Source organism: Luteibacter rhizovicinus (assembly GCF_004342265.1).
Taxonomy (GTDB): Bacteria; Pseudomonadota; Gammaproteobacteria; order Xanthomonadales; family Rhodanobacteraceae; genus Luteibacter; species Luteibacter rhizovicinus_B.
Map to the genome: position 1 here is coordinate 435,627 of NZ_SMCS01000004.1, position 16,727 is coordinate 452,353.

Consider the following 16,727-nt stretch of genomic DNA (forward strand, 5'->3'; position numbering starts at 1 on the left):
ATCTATGTCGCAGGTCGGCATTATGCCGAATCGCCCCGCATCCTGTACGGATCCACTGCCGGAGGGCGCTAGCGCCCCATGACCTCCGCCAGTACCGCCATGCGTACGAATACGCCGTTGGCGACCTGTTCCAGAATGCGCGACTGGGCACCGTCCGCGACGTCGGTCGCGATCTCGATGCCCCGGTTGATGGGGCCGGGGTGCATGACCAGGCATCCGGGTGCCGCGCGCTTCAGTCGCGCGCCGTCCAGGCCGTAACGGGTGAAGTAGGCCTGTTCGTCCGGCAGGTCGGTCGCCGCCATGCGCTCTTTCTGAAGGCGCAGCATGATGACCGCATGGGCCCCTTCGATGGCTCTGTCGAAGTTGTCGTAAATTTTGCAGCCCGGGACCTCGGCCGGATCGGGCATCAGCGATGCCGGACCGCACAGGCGGATTTCCTTCGCACCCAATGCCGAAAACGCGTGCACATCGGAGCGGGCGACGCGCGAATGCTTCACGTCGCCGCAGATGGTGACGATCAGATCGCTGAAATCGGGATGGTGCTGGCGGATGGTCAGCGCGTCGAGCAGGCCCTGGGTGGGGTGCGCGCGATTGCCGTCGCCGGCGTTGATCACGGCGACGCCACTCATGGCGTGGCGGACCAGCGACTCGGGCGTGCCCGATTCCTTGTGCCGGACGATGATGGCGTCCATGTGCATGGCTTCAAGCGTGTGCAACGTGTCGAAAAGCTCTTCGCCCTTCGCGGTCGACGAGAAGCCGATGTCGAAATTGATGACGTCGGCACCGAGGCGCCGTGCCGCCAGTTCGAACGATGTGCGCGTACGCGTCGACGGTTCGAAGAACAGGTTCAGTACGGTGCGTCCGGCCAGCAGGTCGAGCTTGCGCGTGCCATGGGCGCAGCCGTCGCGCATCGTTCCCGCGCGGTCTAGCAGTCGCTCGATCGTCTCGCGCGGCAGGTTCTCCAGCGTGGTCAGATGGCGCAGACGGTTGGACATGACAGCCTCGGATAAGGGTGGGAACGGAGTGGGTTATTTGTAGGGGCGCTCAAGGACGCTTCTACAACGGAAGGGTGGGGCATGCGTCCAATCACGACTGTGCCAGCCAGCTTTCGAGAATGACAGCCGCAGCCTCCGCGTCGATGGTCAGTGCGTCGGACCGTTTGCGCAGTCCCGCGGCGCGGCCCGCGGCGAAACGCCGGGCGGCTTCCTGGGAACTGTGGCGCTCGTCCACCAGGGCGACCGGCAGCCCGTAACGTTCGCCGATCCGCGTGGCGAATTTGCGCGCGGTGCGCGTCATCGGCTGGTCCTTGCCGTCGATATCCAGCGGGAGCCCCACGACCAGTTCGACGGGAAGCCATTCGCCGCGAAGCCGGTCGATAACCTGCCAGTCCGGTTCGCCGTCGCGAACGGGAACGGCGGCCAATCCGCGCGCGGTGCCGGTCAGGCGATTGCCCACGGCGATACCCACGATTTTCGTGCCGACATCGAAACCGAACAGGGAGCTCATCGTGCGGTCAGGCGTGACCGGCGTAGCCGGCGAGCTGGAAAGGATCGACGCCCATGAGCCCCGCGGCCGCGATCCAGCGTTCCTCGAGCGGCGTATCGAACACGATGCGTTCGTGGGCCTGCGTGGTCAGCCATGCGTTGTCGATGAGTTCCTTTTCGAGCTGTCCCGCGTCCCATCCGGCATACCCCAGGGTGAGTAATGCGCGGCGCGGGCCTTCGCCCGCCGCTATCGCCACCAGAATGTCGCGCGACGTGGTGACCGACCATTCTTCGTTCACGCGGTAACTGGAGTCCCAGTGACCGACCTCGCGATGCAGGACGAAACCGCGCTCCTGCTGGATGGGGCCGCCGATCAATACGGGGTAATCGGCGATTTCGGGATCGTCGCAGGTCAGCTTCATCTGCGCGAGGACATCGCCCAGCCGGTATTCGGATATCTGGTTGATCAGCAGACCGACCGCGCCATCTTCCCCGTGCTGGCAGAGAAAGGCGACGCCGCGCGCGAACGGAGGTTCGGCGAGGGTGGGCATGGCGATGAGAAACTGCCCAGCGAAGGTGTTGGCGATCGTCATGGCCGCATTGTAGCCGCTCGCCGTGACGGGTGTGTGCGAAGCGGTTCAGCGAGATATTTGTAGGGTTTATTCCCAGAGCTTCATCCACGAAAGGAGATCGAGATGCTGCGTTACGCCTTACCCGCGCTGGCCCTGTTCATGGCGCTCGGCGCACATGCTTCCTCGCCAAAAGCGTGGGCCGACGACGACGCCCGCATCCAGAAGGCGTGCCGGGCCGCCAGCGGCCTTGCCGACGTGAAGCCGGTCGGGCGGATCATCCGTTACGACGACCGTATCCCGGTGAGCGCGCTGGTGCTCGAAGGGCGCTATCCGCAGAAGCATATGGCGGGGAAAACGGGCAGGGAGCTTTGCGTGTTCGAGAGGAAAACGGGGACGGCGTCGGTGAGCGAGGCGGATCAGTTGTTGCCGTAAGGAAGGCTTTACGAGGAATCGCTTCGCAGCGCTTTTTCCCCCTCACCGTCATTCCGGCGCACGCCGGAATGACGGTGAGGGGGATGCAACGGTGAGGGGAGGGAATCCCCCCCCCTCAATAATTGCGCAACACATTCCCCGGCAAAAACTGCCACGTACGCGTGATGTACAGCTCATCCACCTTGCTCTTATCCGGCGGCAGGCTGGGGAAGGGGGCTGAAAGGCGCACGATGCGCTGGGCGGCATCGTCCAGCAGCTTGTGCCCGGAACTCTTGATGACGTCCATGCTCTTGATGCTGCCGTCGCGGTTCAGGCCAACGGTAAGCACCAGTTCTCCGTGCATGTCCTGCCGGCGTGCCTCGTCGGGATAGTTGAGGTTGCCCACGCGTTCCACGCGGCCGACCCAGCCCTTCATATAGGCGGCATAGACGTATTCGCGCGTGTTCGAAGAGATGTACTTCTTCTTCGGGCGCTTGGCATACGCCTGCGACTGCTCGCGCACTTCGGCGCTGAGGCGCGCCATTTCGAGCTTGCGCTCCACTTCCTCGTCGGAAACGGGCACGGGGCGTTCGCGCTGGGTTGTGCGCTCTTTCTGGGTGTCGACCGTGAAGCCGGTGGCGCCGCTGGTGGTCAGCAGCTGGGCATCCGCGGCTTCGCGCGGTGCCGGAGCCGAGGCTTCCTTCGGCGTGGGGACGACGCCCCGGTTGGGCGTGGGCAACGGGCCGGACACGGGCTCGGACGGACGCGCCGCCTTGTCCCGGTCGCCGCCGCCCGAGTTATTCGCCTGCGCCAGGAAGTCCGCTTTGTCCGGTGCTTCGCTGTTGGCGACGTCCACGAGGGTGACGTCCAGCGTCGGCAGGCTGGGTTTCGGCTTGTCGAAGTCGAACGTGATGCCGAGGACCACCACGCCGTGCACTAGCAGGGAAAAGAGCAGGGTGGCGCCGATCAGGTCGGCGCCGGTGGGGCGGGAAGTCATTGGGCCTCGATGGCGTCGAAGAGCAGCCCGGCAATATTAAGGCCGAACTGGGCGTCGAGTTCACGGATGCATGTCGGGGATGTGACGTTGATCTCGGTCAGGTAGTCGCCGATGACGTCGAGACCCACGAAACGCAGTCCACGCTTGCGAAGTTCGGGCGCCACCTGGGCGGCGATCCAGCGATCGCGCTCGCTGAGCGGCACGCCTTCGCCGCGTCCGCCGGCCGCAAGATTGCCGCGGAATTCGTCGCCCTGCGGGATGCGCGCCAGAGCGTAGGGCACCGGCTCGCCGTCGATCAGCAGGATGCGCTTGTCGCCGCTGACGATCTCAGGGATGTATTTCTGCGCGATCGCAAAATGTTTCGCCCCGTCGAGCAGGGTTTCCAGCATGGAATTCAGGTTGCTGTCGCCATGGCGTACGCGGAAGATGCCGCGCCCGCCCATGCCGTCCAGCGGCTTCAGCACTGCCTCGCCATGTTCGGCGACGAAGCGCTTCAGTTCGCCCGCATCGCGGGAAACCAGCGTCGGCGCGATGCACTGGGGGAAATCCAGGGCGAACAGTTTCTCGTTGCAGTCGCGCAGGGAGCGCGGATCGTTGACCACGCGCGTGCCGGCGCGCTGGGCCCGTTCGAGGACCATGGTGTCGTAGACGAACTGGCTGTCGACCGGCGGGTCTTTGCGGGCGAGGGCGATATCGATCTCGCCCAGTGGGCGCCAGGCGGCCTCGCCCAGCGTGTACCAGTTCGCCGGGTCCTCGCGGACGGCGAGCGGACGCAGCCTGGCCCAGGCGTCGCCTCCACGCAGGGCCAGGTCGCCCTGCTCCATGTAAAACAGGGTATGTCCGCGGCGCTGGGCTTCCAGCAGCATGGCGAACGTAGAGTCCTTGGCGATCTTGATGGAACGGATCGGGTCCATGAGGACGGCGACGGAAAGGGGCATGACGGCTTCCTGACCTGCAAAGGCGAAGCGCGGAGTTTAGTGCCGCGCGAGCTGTCCTGCCCACGGGCGGTGCCTAAAGCCTTTCGGGTTGGCGGCCGACACCCTCTTGGCGAGGGGATTCCCGGCTAATACGAACAATTCAGCTTGACGTTATGCTGGCCACCCGCTAAACAGCGACACTAGGCGGAACGCCGAAGAGCGTGCCGTCGGGGTGGCTATTTGCCCCGGTCGTCGATTTGCGCACGGTTAACCGGAACCATCCGGGTTATCGTGGGCCTTGAACTGTAGTCTTGGGTGGTACGGGGGCGTAGTGAACGAAAACGGACGTGGTACCGACCTGGCCGGACTGCGGGTCATGGTCATAGACGACTCGAAAACCATCCGACGTACGGCAGAAACCCTCCTCAAAAAGGAAGGGTGCGACGTATTGACGGCGGTCGACGGTTTCGAGGCGCTAGCCAAGATTTCAGACCAGAAACCGCACATCATCTTCGTGGACATCATGATGCCCCGGCTCGACGGGTATCAGACATGTGCGCTGATAAAGAATAATCCGCACTTCAGGGCTACGCCGGTGATCATGCTGTCGTCCAAGGACGGCCTGTTCGACAAGGCGCGGGGCCGTATCGTAGGCGCCGAGCAGTACCTGACCAAACCTTTTACTCGCGACGAGCTACTCGGCGCGATCCACCGATATGCGACTGCCGTTTAAGTTCGCTGCTGTCGACGTCTAGGGGGACGCGTGGCAAATATTCTAATCATCGACGACTCGCCCACCGACGTACGCGTGTTCACCACGCTGCTCGAAAAGGCGGGTTTTTCCGTGTCCAGCGTGGACAACGCCGAGGACGGCATCGAGCGCATCCGTGTGCACAAGCCGGATCTGGTCATCATGGACGTCATCATGCCCGGCATGAATGGCTTCCAGGCCACGCGCACGCTCAGTCGCGATCCCGCCACCGCGGATGTCCCGGTGGTAATGATCACGACCAAGTCCATGGAAACCGATCGCGTCTGGGGTCTGCGTCAGGGAGCCAAAGCCTTCATCACCAAGCCGGTGAACGAGAAGGAACTCCTTGCATGCATCGACAATCTGCTGCCGAAAGCCCACTGAGGTCGCCATGAGCGCAGTCGCAGCACTTTCGCCGTTCGAACTGCTTGCCCTCTACGAACGCCGCTGCCTCGCCCATTCGGCGGGAGCGTCCGAGCGCATCGAGGCTCTGGGTCTGTGGCGCGGCATCGGTTTTCGCGTGGGGCGGCGCAGCTTCGTCAGCGGCATCGAGGAAATCAACGAACTCCTCGCCGTGCCGACGCTGACCCATGTGCCGGGCACGCAGGCCTGGTTGATGGGTGTAGCGAACGTCCGCGGCAACCTGATTCCGGCGATCGACCTCGGACGCTTTCTGTTCGACGAGCGTACGCCGTCGTCGGAGCGCACGCGTCTGCTGCTGGTACGGCAGCACGGCGGGACGGTCGGGCTGCTGGTCGACGAGGTATTCGGTCAGCGCACGATCGACGACGAGCAGCGCGGAAGTTCGGAAGAAGAAACCGATCCGCGCCTCGCGCGTTTCGTCGAAGGCAATGTCCGGTTGGCTGAACAGGCGTTTGGCCTGTTCAGCATGAGCCGGCTGGTACGTGCACCGGATTTCAGGCAGGCCGCGCTGTAGCGTGGGGGAACGGGACGCCGCGAGGTGTTCCGGTACAGGAGCGACGGTGTTACGCCGTCGTACGGGAAAAGGCAGGGGCGGCAAAACCGCCCTAACGCGCTGGTGACCGAAAGGGCCGGCGATGGCTCCGCCAGGTTTGGGTGAGGTGAGTATGAGCACGACAGCAGGGGGCGCAGGCAGGGAAGGCGGCTATACGATCATCGTCGTATTTCTGCTTCTCTCCATCGGTTTGGCTTCGGTCGACTTCTGGTGGTTGAACAGCAAGAACGGCGAGGACCGCGAAGCTATTGCGCTTACGACGCAGATCCAGGTGCTTTCGCAGCAGGTTGCGAAATATGCGCTGGAGGCATCGGACGGCAATCGCGACTCTTACCGCGAACTGGCTGCCACCCGGAACACTATCGACTCGGCCGTGTCGCGCCTGAACAAGGGCGACGTGAAAACCGGCATGCCCGCGTACGCCGACAATAACGTGACGCAGGCGGGGCGCTCGGTGGGCGCGCTGGCCAATGCCTGGAACCAGCTGGACGCCGACATCGGCAAGATCCTTGGCAATAAGGACCTCGTGCTGAGTTCCGGCGAGCGCGCGGACCTGTTCGCCAAGCAGATGCCCCTGCTCAACGCGCGCGCCGACGAAGTGCTCAACATCGTCCAGCAGAAGAATGCCTCGGTCGAACAGACCTTCGCGATCGCCCGCTGGATGCTCATGTCCGATCGTATGATCCGCCGCGTGCAGGAGATTCTCCAGGGTGGCGACGCCGCCCAGCCCGCCGCCGACGGCCTGTCGCGCGATGCGCAGTTGTACGGCTCTGTCCTCAAAGGACTCGTGGACGGCAATCCCGAAGGCGGCGTACGCGCCATCGGCGATGCCAATGCGCGCAAAATCCTGGAAGGTATGCAGACCTCCTGGAGCGATCTCACGGACCCGGTGACGCAGCTTGTCAGCGCCTCGCCCAATCTTCAGGACGTGAAACGCGCGGGTAACCAGGCATCCCTGGATTCCCAGTCCGTGCTTCTTCGCGCGAACGAATCGGCGGAGCAGATCGCGAAACTGCCGGTGACCCGTCTCTTCCCCAATGTGTGGGCCGGTCTGCTGGGCGCTATCGCAACCGTTGCCTTTGCGCTGACCCTGGTGTTCTTCCTGGTCCGCGACCAGCGTCGCCGCTTCGAGACGACGTCCGAACTCAACCAGCGTAACCAGATCGCGATTATGCGGTTGCTGGATGAGATGGGTTCGCTGGCCGAAGGCGACCTGACCATCAAGGCGACGGTGACCGAAGACATCACGGGTGCCATCGCCGACGCTATGAACTCCGCGGTCGACGAGATGCGCAACCTCGTCACCACGATTAACGAGACCGCCGTGCGCGTGTCCGCGGCCGCCCAGGAAACCCAGGCGACCGCTATGCATCTGGCCGACGCGGCGGAGCAACAGGCGCAGCAGATCACCTCGGCCACCTCCGCGATTAACCAGATCGCGACCTCGATGGATACGGTGTCGAAAGACTCGGCCGAATCCGCGGACGTCGCGCAGCGCTCGGTGCAGATCGCATCGCGCGGCGCGGAAGTGGTGCGCGAAACGATTCAGGGCATGGATTCCATCCGTGACCAGATTCAGGAAACCTCGAAGCGAATTAAACGTCTGGGTGAGTCGTCGCAGGAAATCGGCTCCATCGTCGAACTGATTAACGACATTGCCGAGCAGACGAACATCCTGGCTCTGAACGCGGCGATCCAGGCCGCGTCGGCCGGTGAAGCGGGTCGCGGTTTCGCGGTCGTCGCGGACGAAGTGCAGCGCCTCGCGGAACGCTCCGCGAGCGCGACGAAGCGAATCGAAACGCTGGTCCAGACGATTCAGTCCGATACCAACGAGGCGGTCAGCTCCATGGAGCAGACCACCGCCGAAGTGGTCGCCGGTGCGCGACTGGCGGAAGACGCGGGTACGGCACTGGGCGATATCGAGCGCGTGTCGAACGATCTGGCGGCGCTGATTCAGAACATCTCCAGCGCGGCACGACTGCAGTCGGCGGCGGCGACGGATACGTCGGCGACGATGAACGTGATTCAGGAAATTACGTCGCAGACTTCGCTGGGTGCCAGCCAGACCGCCGAATCGATCGGAAACCTGGCGCAGCTCGCGAACGATCTGCGCCTGTCCGTCGCGAACTTCAAACTCCCGGGATGAACGTGAACAGCGTGCAGCGTTACCTGCCGGACGATCGCGCGAATGGGCACGGTGCCCACGACCGCGCGTGTCCGCGATTGCGCTCACGCGGCGAGCGGCTCGCAAGCCGGTTCAACCGGCGCCTCGCACCTTCTGGATGCGTTCGATGAGACTTCAAGACCATACCGATTTCACCACGCTGCACTGGGTCAAGGCCGAGCTGGACGACGCCCTGGCCAAGGCACGCCAGGCGCTAGAGTCCTATGTGGAGGACCCGCGCGACACCTTCGTCATGCACACCTGCGCCGCCGACCTGCATCAGGTCCACGGCACACTGCGCATGGTCGAGCTGTACGGCGCCGCGATGGTCGTGGGTGAAATGGAACTGCTGGTGGCCGCCCTCATCGAGGGGCGTGTCGCGCAGCGCGACGAGGCTTATGCGGCGCTGATGCGCGGCATGATGCAGATGCCCGATTATCTCGAGCGTCTGCAGAGCGGCCATCGCGACGTACCCATCGTATTGCTGCCGCTGCTCAACGATCTGCGCGCGAGCCGCGGCGAACAGTCGCTGCACGAATCCGCGCTGTTCACGCCGAATCTCGACACCATGCTGCCGGCGACGGCACCCGGTGCCGCCGATCCGTCCATTGCCGAAATGCACCGGCCGGAAATTGCCGGCCTGCGCGTCCGTTTTCAGCAGCAGTTGCTTGCCTGGTTCCGGGGGCAGGGCAACGATCGCCAGTTGCTTGGCATGCGCGCCACGCTCGATTCGCTGGCCGCGCGTTGCTATACGATCGCCGGCCGCCGTCTGTGGTGGATTGCCGCCGGTGTGCTGGAAGGTCTGGAGCGCGGCGTGCTGCGTGCCCATGCGGGCGACGTTCGCCAGCTGATCGGTCGCGTCGACCGTTGCATCCGCGAACTCGTCGAGGGCGGCGAAGAAGCGTTGCAGAGCGGCGATGCCGACGATCTGGCGCGCAAGCTTCTTTATTACGTTGCGCAGGCGAAGCCCGGCAGCGAACGTCTGGACGAATTGCGCCAGACCTATCGGCTCGACGGCCTGCTTCCCGATGCGGCCGAAGTGGAGCATGCGCGCGGATCGATGTCCGGTCACAACCGCGCGCTGCTGGATACGGTTTCCGCGGCGATCAAAGACGATCTGCTGCGCGTGAAAGAAGCGCTTGACCTGTTCCTGCGCCGTCCGGATGGCGACCCTGCGCAGCTTGGACCGCAGGCCGAAGTGCTCGAGCGGGTAGGCGACACGCTCGGCATGCTGGCGCTGTCGGTACCGCGCCGCGTCGTGAACGAGCAGCGGCGCATCATCGAAGAAATCGCGACGCACCAGCGCACGCCCGACGAAGAATCGCTGCTGGATGTCGCCGGCGCACTGCTGTACGTCGAAGCGTCGCTGGACGATCACATCGAGCGTCTCGGCGCCGAAGAAGAACATATCGACGCGGAAGGCGGTCATCACCCGCTGCCGCGCAGCGAAGCGCGGCACATTCTCGCGACGCTGATGCGCGAAGCGACCGCGAATACCGGCAAGGTGAAGGACGCGATCGTTTCTTTCGTCGAGTCGTCGTGGAATCACGAATACCTGAATGGCACGCCTGAACTGATGGCGGAAATCGGCGGCGCCATGCGCATGCTGAACGCCACGCGCCCGGCGGATCTCGCTGGCGGTATCGGCCTGTTCATCCATCGCGAACTGCTTGGCGACCGCCGCGTGCCGACCAGCACGCAGATGGACCGTCTGGCCGATTCGCTGGCGGCGCTGGAGTACTACCTTGAGGCCGCACGCGAGCATCGTGGCGGTCTCGAACACATTCTCGATGTGACGCAGCAGAGCCTTGCCGACCTCGGCTATTGGCCGGTGCCGGCGGAGCGCGAGGTACGTGGATTGGGCGACGAGCTCGAATCCATCGAACAGACGGCGGTCGAACACATCGCGGTGCCCGAGAGCAGCGCCGACCACGGCGAGACGGTCGCGACCTTCGCCGATACGTTCGACGTCATCGACGAGCCCGTGGAAGACGAACCCGTCGCGCCGGCCGTTGCCGTTGCGTCGGAAGAGGGCGACTGGGTCGAGATCGAAGAAGAAGTCGAGCAGGAAGTCGGTGGCGACGGCAATGCCGAGTTCGCCGGATTCCAGATCACGGTCGACGGCATCGACGACGAAATTCGCGACATCTTCCTTGAAGAAACCGAGGAAGAAATCGGCAACCTGCTCGCGGCGCAGTCCGCCTGGATGTCCGATCCGGAACAGATTCAGGCGCTCACCCCCATCCGTCGTTCGTTCCATACGCTGAAGGGTTCGGGCCGCCTGGTCGGCGCGCGTCTCCTGGGCGAGTTCTCCTGGAAAGTGGAGAACATGCTCAACCGCGTGCTGGACGGTACGATCCTGCCGCACGACGGCGTGCAGGCGCTGGTGCGCCACGCTATCGACGCATTGCCGCAGCTGAAGCTCGCGCTGCAGGGCGAAACGACGCCGGCCGCGCCGATCGCGGCGATCATGGAAACGGCCGACAAAATAGCGGCGGGCGAAAGCGCCTACGTCGAGAACGTGGCCAGCAGTTCGATGCAGACGGTGCGTACCAAGGTGAAGCGTCGCGTTCCGCGCGACACGATCGCCGAGGTTCCCACCGGTTCGTTTGCCTCCATTGCCGGTACCACGACGGACGAGGCGGCCGAGCTGCTTTCGTTCGCGGACGACACCTATGCCGCTCCGGCGCTGCCGCCGGTCGATGCGGTGCTGCTGGATATCCTGCGCACGGAAGTCGCGCAGTACCAGCAGACCATCCGCGCCAATCTCGCGCGTACCGAGAACGGCGAACTGCCGGTCGACGATGGCCTGCTGCGTGCGGTGCATACGCTGCATGGCGCCATCGGCATGGTCGATATTCCGGTACTGATCCAGGTGCTGGCACCGCTGGAAGGCCTGATCAAGCGCGTTCGCGCCAGCGGCGTGCCGCTGCGTGCCGACGGCGTCGAAGTGCTCGGCAAGGCGGCGGATCTGGTCGATCACGTGATGACGTTGTTCGACGAGACGAACCCGGTGGTGCCGAACGGCGAGGCGTCGGCGCTGGCTTCGCGTGTCGCCGCGTTGCGCGACGAACAGCCCGAAGCCACCGTAGCGCATGTGCTTTACGAGCCCGATCCTGTTCCGTTGGACGACGAGGAAGAGGACACCCGGTTCGCCGGGCCGGCCACGGAAGCCGTGCGGATCGACGAAGTGCAGCCGGTGGTCGACGACGAATGGCTCGTCGACGAGCCGGACGACGAATTCGCACCGCTGACCGAGTCGGTCGCGGACGCGGACGATGACATTCCCGATATCGAATCGGTACCGCTGGCGCCCGTTTCGACGAACGAGGATCTCACCGCCGAACTGCTGGCGGCATTCGAGAAATTCGAAGTCGACGCGAGCCCCGAGCCGATCAAGAGCATCGAAAAATACGACGCCGACGAAGACGCCGCGTGGAAGGCGCTTGTCGGCGACCTTGCGGTCGACAAGCCTGGCGTGGCCGAAGAGGCGACGGACGAACCGGCGACGCTCGCGCAGCCGATGTCGCACGATGGCGAAACGCCGCGTTACGACGAATCGCTCGACGAAGTGGTTGACGAAACGCCGTACGAGGAACATCTCGTCGCCGACGCTTCGCTGGTCGACGTGTCCGAAGCGCTGCCTGCCGACGAGCACATCGCGGAAGAAGAACCTGCCGTCGAAGTACCGGCTGTCGAGGCATTTGTCGCCGCGGCACCCGTCGTCGAAGAGCCGGTCGCAGCTCTCGTGCCCGAGGTTTCGCCGTACGCGAATATCGATCCCGATCTGCTGGAAGTCTTCGTGGAAGAGGGCCGCGAGATCCTCGATCACGCCGACGGCGTACTCGCCCAGTGGCGTGTCGAACCCGACCAGCCCGAACATGTCGCCGGTCTTCAGCGCGACCTGCATACGCTGAAGGGCAGTGCACGCATGGCCGGCATGGCGCCGGTCGGCGATCTGTCCCATGCGATGGAAGCGCTGCTGGACGCCGTTGCCGGCGGACAGCGCGAGCCGGACCGTGCCGCGATCGAGGCGACCGAAGTCGGCTTCGACAAGTTGCATGGCCTGGTCCAGAAGATTGCGCTCGGCCATCCCATCGCGTTGACCGACGAAGATATCGAACCGTTCGCGCGCCTTGCCGGTGCGCCGATCGCACCCGATACCGATACGCTGGAAAGCTTCCGCGACGAACGCGAGGCCGCGCGTCCCGCGCCGGTCATGCGCGATATGCCCGAGCTGCTTCCGGAATTCGAGGAAGAAGAAGTCCAGCGTTCGCCGCAGGAGCAGATCCGCGTTCGCGCGGATATGCTCGATACGCTGGTGAACCACGCGGGCGAGGTGTCGATTTACCGCTCGCGTCTGGAACAGCAGATCGCCAGCTTCCGTTCGACGCTGACCGAGCACGAACAGACGGTCAGCCGCCTGCGCAGCCAGCTGCGCATGCTGGAAATCGAAACGGAAACGCAGATCATCGCGCGCTACCACCAGGAGCATCGCGAAACCGGTCTGTCGACGTTCGATCCGCTCGAACTCGATCGTTTCTCGCAGCTGCAGCAGTACTCGCGCGCACTCGCCGAGTCGGTTTCCGATCTCGTGTCGATTCAGACGATCCTCGACGACCTGACCCGTCAGTCCGAAACGTTGCTGCTCCAGCAGCAGCGCGTCAACGCGGAACTGCAGGACGGTCTGATGCAGACTCGCATGCTGCCGTTCGACGCCATGGTGCCCAACCTCCGCCGTACGCTGCGGCAGGCCGCGCAGGATCTCGACAAACGCGCCCAGCTGCAGGTCGAAGGCGCGCACGGCGAAATGGATCGCAACCTGCTCGATCGTATCAAGGCGCCGTTCGAACACATGCTGCGCAACGCAGTCGCACACGGTATCGAATCGCCCGCCGAGCGCGAGCGGGCCGGTAAGCCCGCCGAAGGCACGGTCCGCATCCAGGTCGCACGCGAAGCCACCGAAGTCGTCGTTCGCCTCAGCGACGACGGCGCGGGCATGGATCGCGACGCGATCCGCAGCAAGGCTATCGACCGCGGACTGCTGCGCGCCGACGCACGTATCTCCGACGACCAGCTATTCGCGCTGACGCAGGTTCCGGGTTTCTCCACCGCGGAGAAAATCACCCAGGTGGCCGGTCGCGGCGTCGGCATGGACGTCGTGGCGAACGAAATCAAGCAGCTCGGTGGCACATTGGGGATCGAATCCCAGCGCGGTGTCGGAACTACCTTCGTACTGCGCCTGCCGTTCACGCTGGCCGTAACCCAGGCCATCATCGTGCGCATCGGCGAATCGAACTTCGCGATTCCGATGACGTCGGTGCAGGGTGTGGCACGCATTTCTCCGGAAGACCTCGCCGAGCGCGTGGCGTCCGAAGATCCGCAGTTCAGCTATGCCGGCGAGAACTACGCCATTCACGACCTTGCGCAACTACTCGGCGTGAACGTCGTCCATGCGCCCGACGAAGCGCAACTGCCGCTGCTTCTCACCCGAAGCGGCGAACTGCGCGGCGCCATCCGTATCGACGCCGTGATCGGTTCGCGCGAAATCGTCGTCAAGCCGGTCGGCCCGCAGGTCAGTTCGGTGCCGGGTATCCTCGGTGCGACGATCATGGGCGACGGCTCGGTGCTGATGATTCTGGATCTCGCTCCGCTGGTGCGTCACGGCCTTGCACGCCGCGCGTTCGAGGTAGAAGCGGGTATAGCTGCCCTCGGGCACGCGCAGGACGAAATCCGGACCAAGCCGCTGGTCATGGTGGTCGACGATTCGATCACGATGCGCAAAGTCACTGGCCGCGTGCTGGAACGCAACGAGTTCGAAGTCACCACCGCGAAGGATGGTGTCGACGCGCTCGAAAAGCTCAACGAACGCGTACCGGACCTGATGCTGCTCGACATCGAGATGCCGCGGATGGATGGCTACGAACTCGCGACGCACATGAAGGCCGACAGTCGCCTGCGCGACGTACCGATCATCATGATCACCTCGCGTACCGGCGATAAGCATCGCCAGCGCGCGTTCGATATCGGTGTCGACCGTTACATCGGCAAGCCATACCAGGAGAGCGATCTCATCGTGCAGATCAACGACGTGCTGAGAGTGACCCATGGCTGAGCGCCAGCCATCGGCGGTCGCACTGCTGTTCGACGATGCGAGCCTTAGCACGCATCTTCGCGAAGCACTCATCGAGCTCGGTGCGAGCATCGTCTACGCATCCGACCTGAAGTCGTTCGCCCCGGCCGAGCTGGTCGGTTCGTCGGCCGACGTGGTCGTCGTCGATCTGGACAATCCGTCCGATGCCGACCTGGACCGTCTCTACGACGCCATTGACGGCGACCATCCGCGTCTGGTGTTCAACGACGCGGATTCCTCGCGTCGTCTTGCCGGCTGGGACCGAGCGCGCTGGGCGCGCCATCTCGCCGCCAAACTCGTTGGCGAAGCACCGGTGGATCCGCCGCGTCCCGCTGACGCACGCGCGATCGAGCCGCGACTCGCCGCCGTCGAACTGCCCGATGCCCTCATCGACGAGCCCGTGGCCGCCGATGCGTTCGAAGCGTCTGCAGAATCCATCGATCAATTTGTATACGAGCCCGAATCCTCTAGCGAACCGGTGGCTACAGTCGAGGAAGATTTCGACGAGCTGGAATTCTCCACATCGCTCGACGAGGCCCGGGGCAACGAAACCGATGCGGATGCAACGACGCTAGCCGCCGAGCTCGAAGCGCTGCTTGCCGAGAACGACGGTCACGCATTCGATTCCGACAGCCTCGACGCCGTGCCGTCCGCCGATCTCGAACTGACCGAGCTGGCGTCTCTGGATCTGTCGAACTTCGAAGTAGTGGATGAGGCAGCACCCGCGTCCGCGTCCGTCGAACACGAATTCGACCTGAGCCGGTTCGAACTGGCCGCCGTGGACGACATGGCCGCTGCCTCGACCGACGCGGTCGGCTCCCTCGAGATCGAATCGCGTTCGACTGAATTCGTGCCGCCGCCGGCGCCCGAGTGGGACCTGATCGATCACGACACTATCGTCGTCGAGAAAACCGCGCCGACCAATCCGGGCCAGTTCGGTATCGAGACCATCAGCGCCGCGGAATATCTGGCGCAAGACGTCGTCGACGACGGTTCGCACGACCTGAAGCCCGGCCTCAGCCTCGAGCTGGTCTCGATGGAAGAAGCCGTGGCACCGCGTACCGATGGCGACTTCGCGCACGAAATGTTCCTCGAAGGCGGCTCCCGCGCCGTGCGGCGTGTCGTCGCGCTGGGTGCCACGAACGAGGGCGAAGCGGCACTTGGCCGTTTCCTGGGCCGCATGTCGGCCCGGCTTCCAGCCGTGATCCTGGTAGCGCAGCATCACGACGGCGATACCGCCGTGCTTGTCGAGCGTCTCTCGGCGACGGCTGGCCGGAAGTCGTTCGTCGCGACGAACGGTATGGCTGTACACCATGGCGATATCGTCGTGGCGCCGCGCGGATCGCTGGTGCAGATCCGTCGCGACGGTGCCGTCTCCGTAAAGGACGACGACAATGGACGGCGCGCGAAGGGACCGTCGATCGACAGCATCTTCAGCGCGCTCGCCACCGATTTCGGCCCGGACGCGCTGGCCATTGTGTTCGCAGGCCACGCCAATGACGCGGTAGCCGGCTCGCAGGCCGTATACGACCGGGGCGGCCGTGTGTGGATCGAAACACCCGAAGACGATGCCGCGGGCCAGATGGTTGCGGGCATTCGCGAGGAACGCGTCGCCGGCTTCACGGGCGATGTCGATGCGCTCGTCAAGAAACTGATCGAGGAACTCTCATGAGCGAGCCGTTACCGCGCGAAATTCGCTGCGTATTGATTCCCAGCGGCGGCGTTCGTCTGTTGCTGCCGAATGCGGCGGTGGCTGAAGTCATTACGCTTACCAAGCCCGAGCCAGTCGCCGATGCGCCGGAGTGGTTGCCGGGCCGGATCGGTTATCGCGGCTGGCAGGTGCCATTGGTGTCGTTCGCGCATCTGGCCAAGGCAGGCGACGAGGATGTTCCGACGGCGTCTCGCGTTGCCGTGCTGAAAGCATTGGGGAACCATCCCAGACTTCCGTTTATCGCCGTACTTACGCAGGGATTTCCGCGTTTGACGACGTTGAATGCGGAACTGATTTTGCCTACGCACGACGGGAGCGATTTACCGTTCGGGGTTCGTGCGCAGGTGCTGGTGCGGGACGATACGGCGATTATTCCCGATCTCGAGGCGTTGGAAGAGACGCTTGTGGGGTTGCTTGGGCTTGAAGGCGATGAGGGTATTCGCGTCGCTGAGTGATGCGGATACGCTTTAACCAGCTATTCGCTGGAAGAGCGTCGCGGTGTGTTGTGGCGTTGGGGGAACCAGCCGTCCCCCTCGCCGGGCCCACGTCGGGCGGTCGCTGCGCGACGCGGGTGGACTGGCGGGGCTTCGTGAGCGGGCTTCCTGCCCGCA

The 16,727-nt window shown here is 64.2% G+C and carries 13 protein-coding genes; 8 read left to right on the top strand and 5 right to left on the bottom strand.

All coding sequences use genetic code 11. From position 1 onward, the window contains the following. Nucleotides 1–68 precede the first annotated feature (68 nt). The 3 genes from EC912_RS12850 to EC912_RS12860 all read right to left on the bottom strand — a co-directional run bounded on the left by EC912_RS12850 (nt 69) and on the right by EC912_RS12860 (nt 2,077). Nucleotides 69–995, bottom strand: a complete 927-nt coding sequence (locus tag EC912_RS12850; RefSeq protein WP_132144617.1) for an aspartate carbamoyltransferase catalytic subunit — start codon at nt 993–995, stop codon at nt 69–71. Nucleotides 996–1,086: 91 nt separating this feature from the next. Then, on the bottom strand, nt 1,087–1,506 hold the full coding sequence (ruvX, locus tag EC912_RS12855; RefSeq protein WP_132144619.1) for a Holliday junction resolvase RuvX: 420 nt from the start codon (nt 1,504–1,506) through the stop codon (nt 1,087–1,089). A gap of 7 nt (nt 1,507–1,513) precedes the next feature. Beyond that, nucleotides 1,514–2,077: a YqgE/AlgH family protein gene (locus tag EC912_RS12860; protein WP_132144621.1), complete on the bottom strand. Its 564-nt coding sequence runs from the start codon at nt 2,075–2,077 to the stop codon at nt 1,514–1,516. 102 nt (nt 2,078–2,179) lie between these two features. On the opposite strand from EC912_RS12860, the gene EC912_RS12865 reads away from it, so the two are divergent. Continuing rightward, nucleotides 2,180–2,488, top strand: a complete 309-nt coding sequence (locus EC912_RS12865) for a hypothetical protein (protein WP_132144623.1) — start codon at nt 2,180–2,182, stop codon at nt 2,486–2,488. Nucleotides 2,489–2,603: 115 nt separating this feature from the next. Here the strand turns inward: EC912_RS12865 and EC912_RS12870 are convergent, their stop codons facing one another. Both EC912_RS12870 and gshB read right to left on the bottom strand, forming a co-directional pair. Continuing rightward, a complete protein-coding gene (locus tag EC912_RS12870; RefSeq protein ID WP_132144625.1) occupies nt 2,604–3,464 on the bottom strand; it encodes an energy transducer TonB in 861 nt (286 codons plus the stop codon). Next, nucleotides 3,461–4,402 carry a glutathione synthase gene (gshB, locus tag EC912_RS12875; protein ID WP_132144627.1) on the bottom strand — a complete coding sequence of 314 codons (942 nt, stop codon included), beginning with the start codon at nt 4,400–4,402 and terminating at the stop codon, nt 3,461–3,463. The genes EC912_RS12870 and gshB overlap by 4 nt, the downstream gene beginning before the upstream one ends. Before the next feature lie 355 nt (nt 4,403–4,757). On the opposite strand from gshB, the gene pilG reads away from it, so the two are divergent. From pilG to EC912_RS12910, 7 genes are all read left to right on the top strand, one after another. Continuing rightward, nucleotides 4,758–5,114, top strand: coding sequence for a twitching motility response regulator PilG (pilG, locus tag EC912_RS12880; RefSeq protein WP_132144704.1), 357 nt, complete (start codon nt 4,758–4,760; stop codon nt 5,112–5,114). Between the two features lie 30 nt (nt 5,115–5,144). Beyond that, nucleotides 5,145–5,516, top strand: a complete 372-nt coding sequence (locus EC912_RS12885) for a response regulator (RefSeq protein WP_132144629.1) — start codon at nt 5,145–5,147, stop codon at nt 5,514–5,516. Between the two features lie 7 nt (nt 5,517–5,523). Next, entirely contained in the window at nt 5,524–6,069 is a 546-nt protein-coding gene (locus tag EC912_RS12890; protein ID WP_132144631.1) for a chemotaxis protein CheW, read from the top strand. A gap of 151 nt (nt 6,070–6,220) precedes the next feature. Further along, nucleotides 6,221–8,254, top strand: coding sequence for a methyl-accepting chemotaxis protein (locus EC912_RS12895; protein WP_132144633.1), 2,034 nt, complete (start codon nt 6,221–6,223; stop codon nt 8,252–8,254). A 145-nt stretch (nt 8,255–8,399) separates the two neighbouring features. Next, the gene (locus EC912_RS12900) at nt 8,400–14,387 is read left to right on the top strand and encodes an Hpt domain-containing protein (RefSeq protein ID WP_132144635.1); all 5,988 of its coding nucleotides are present in this window, start codon (nt 8,400–8,402) and stop codon (nt 14,385–14,387) included. Further along, nucleotides 14,380–16,077 (top strand): chemotaxis protein CheB, encoded by a 1,698-nt coding sequence (locus EC912_RS12905; RefSeq protein ID WP_132144637.1) that lies wholly within the window; start codon nt 14,380–14,382, stop codon nt 16,075–16,077. The genes EC912_RS12900 and EC912_RS12905 overlap by 8 nt, the downstream gene beginning before the upstream one ends. Beyond that, a complete protein-coding gene (locus tag EC912_RS12910; protein ID WP_132144639.1) occupies nt 16,074–16,571 on the top strand; it encodes a chemotaxis protein CheW in 498 nt (165 codons plus the stop codon). The genes EC912_RS12905 and EC912_RS12910 overlap by 4 nt, the downstream gene beginning before the upstream one ends. Nucleotides 16,572–16,727 lie beyond the last annotated feature (156 nt).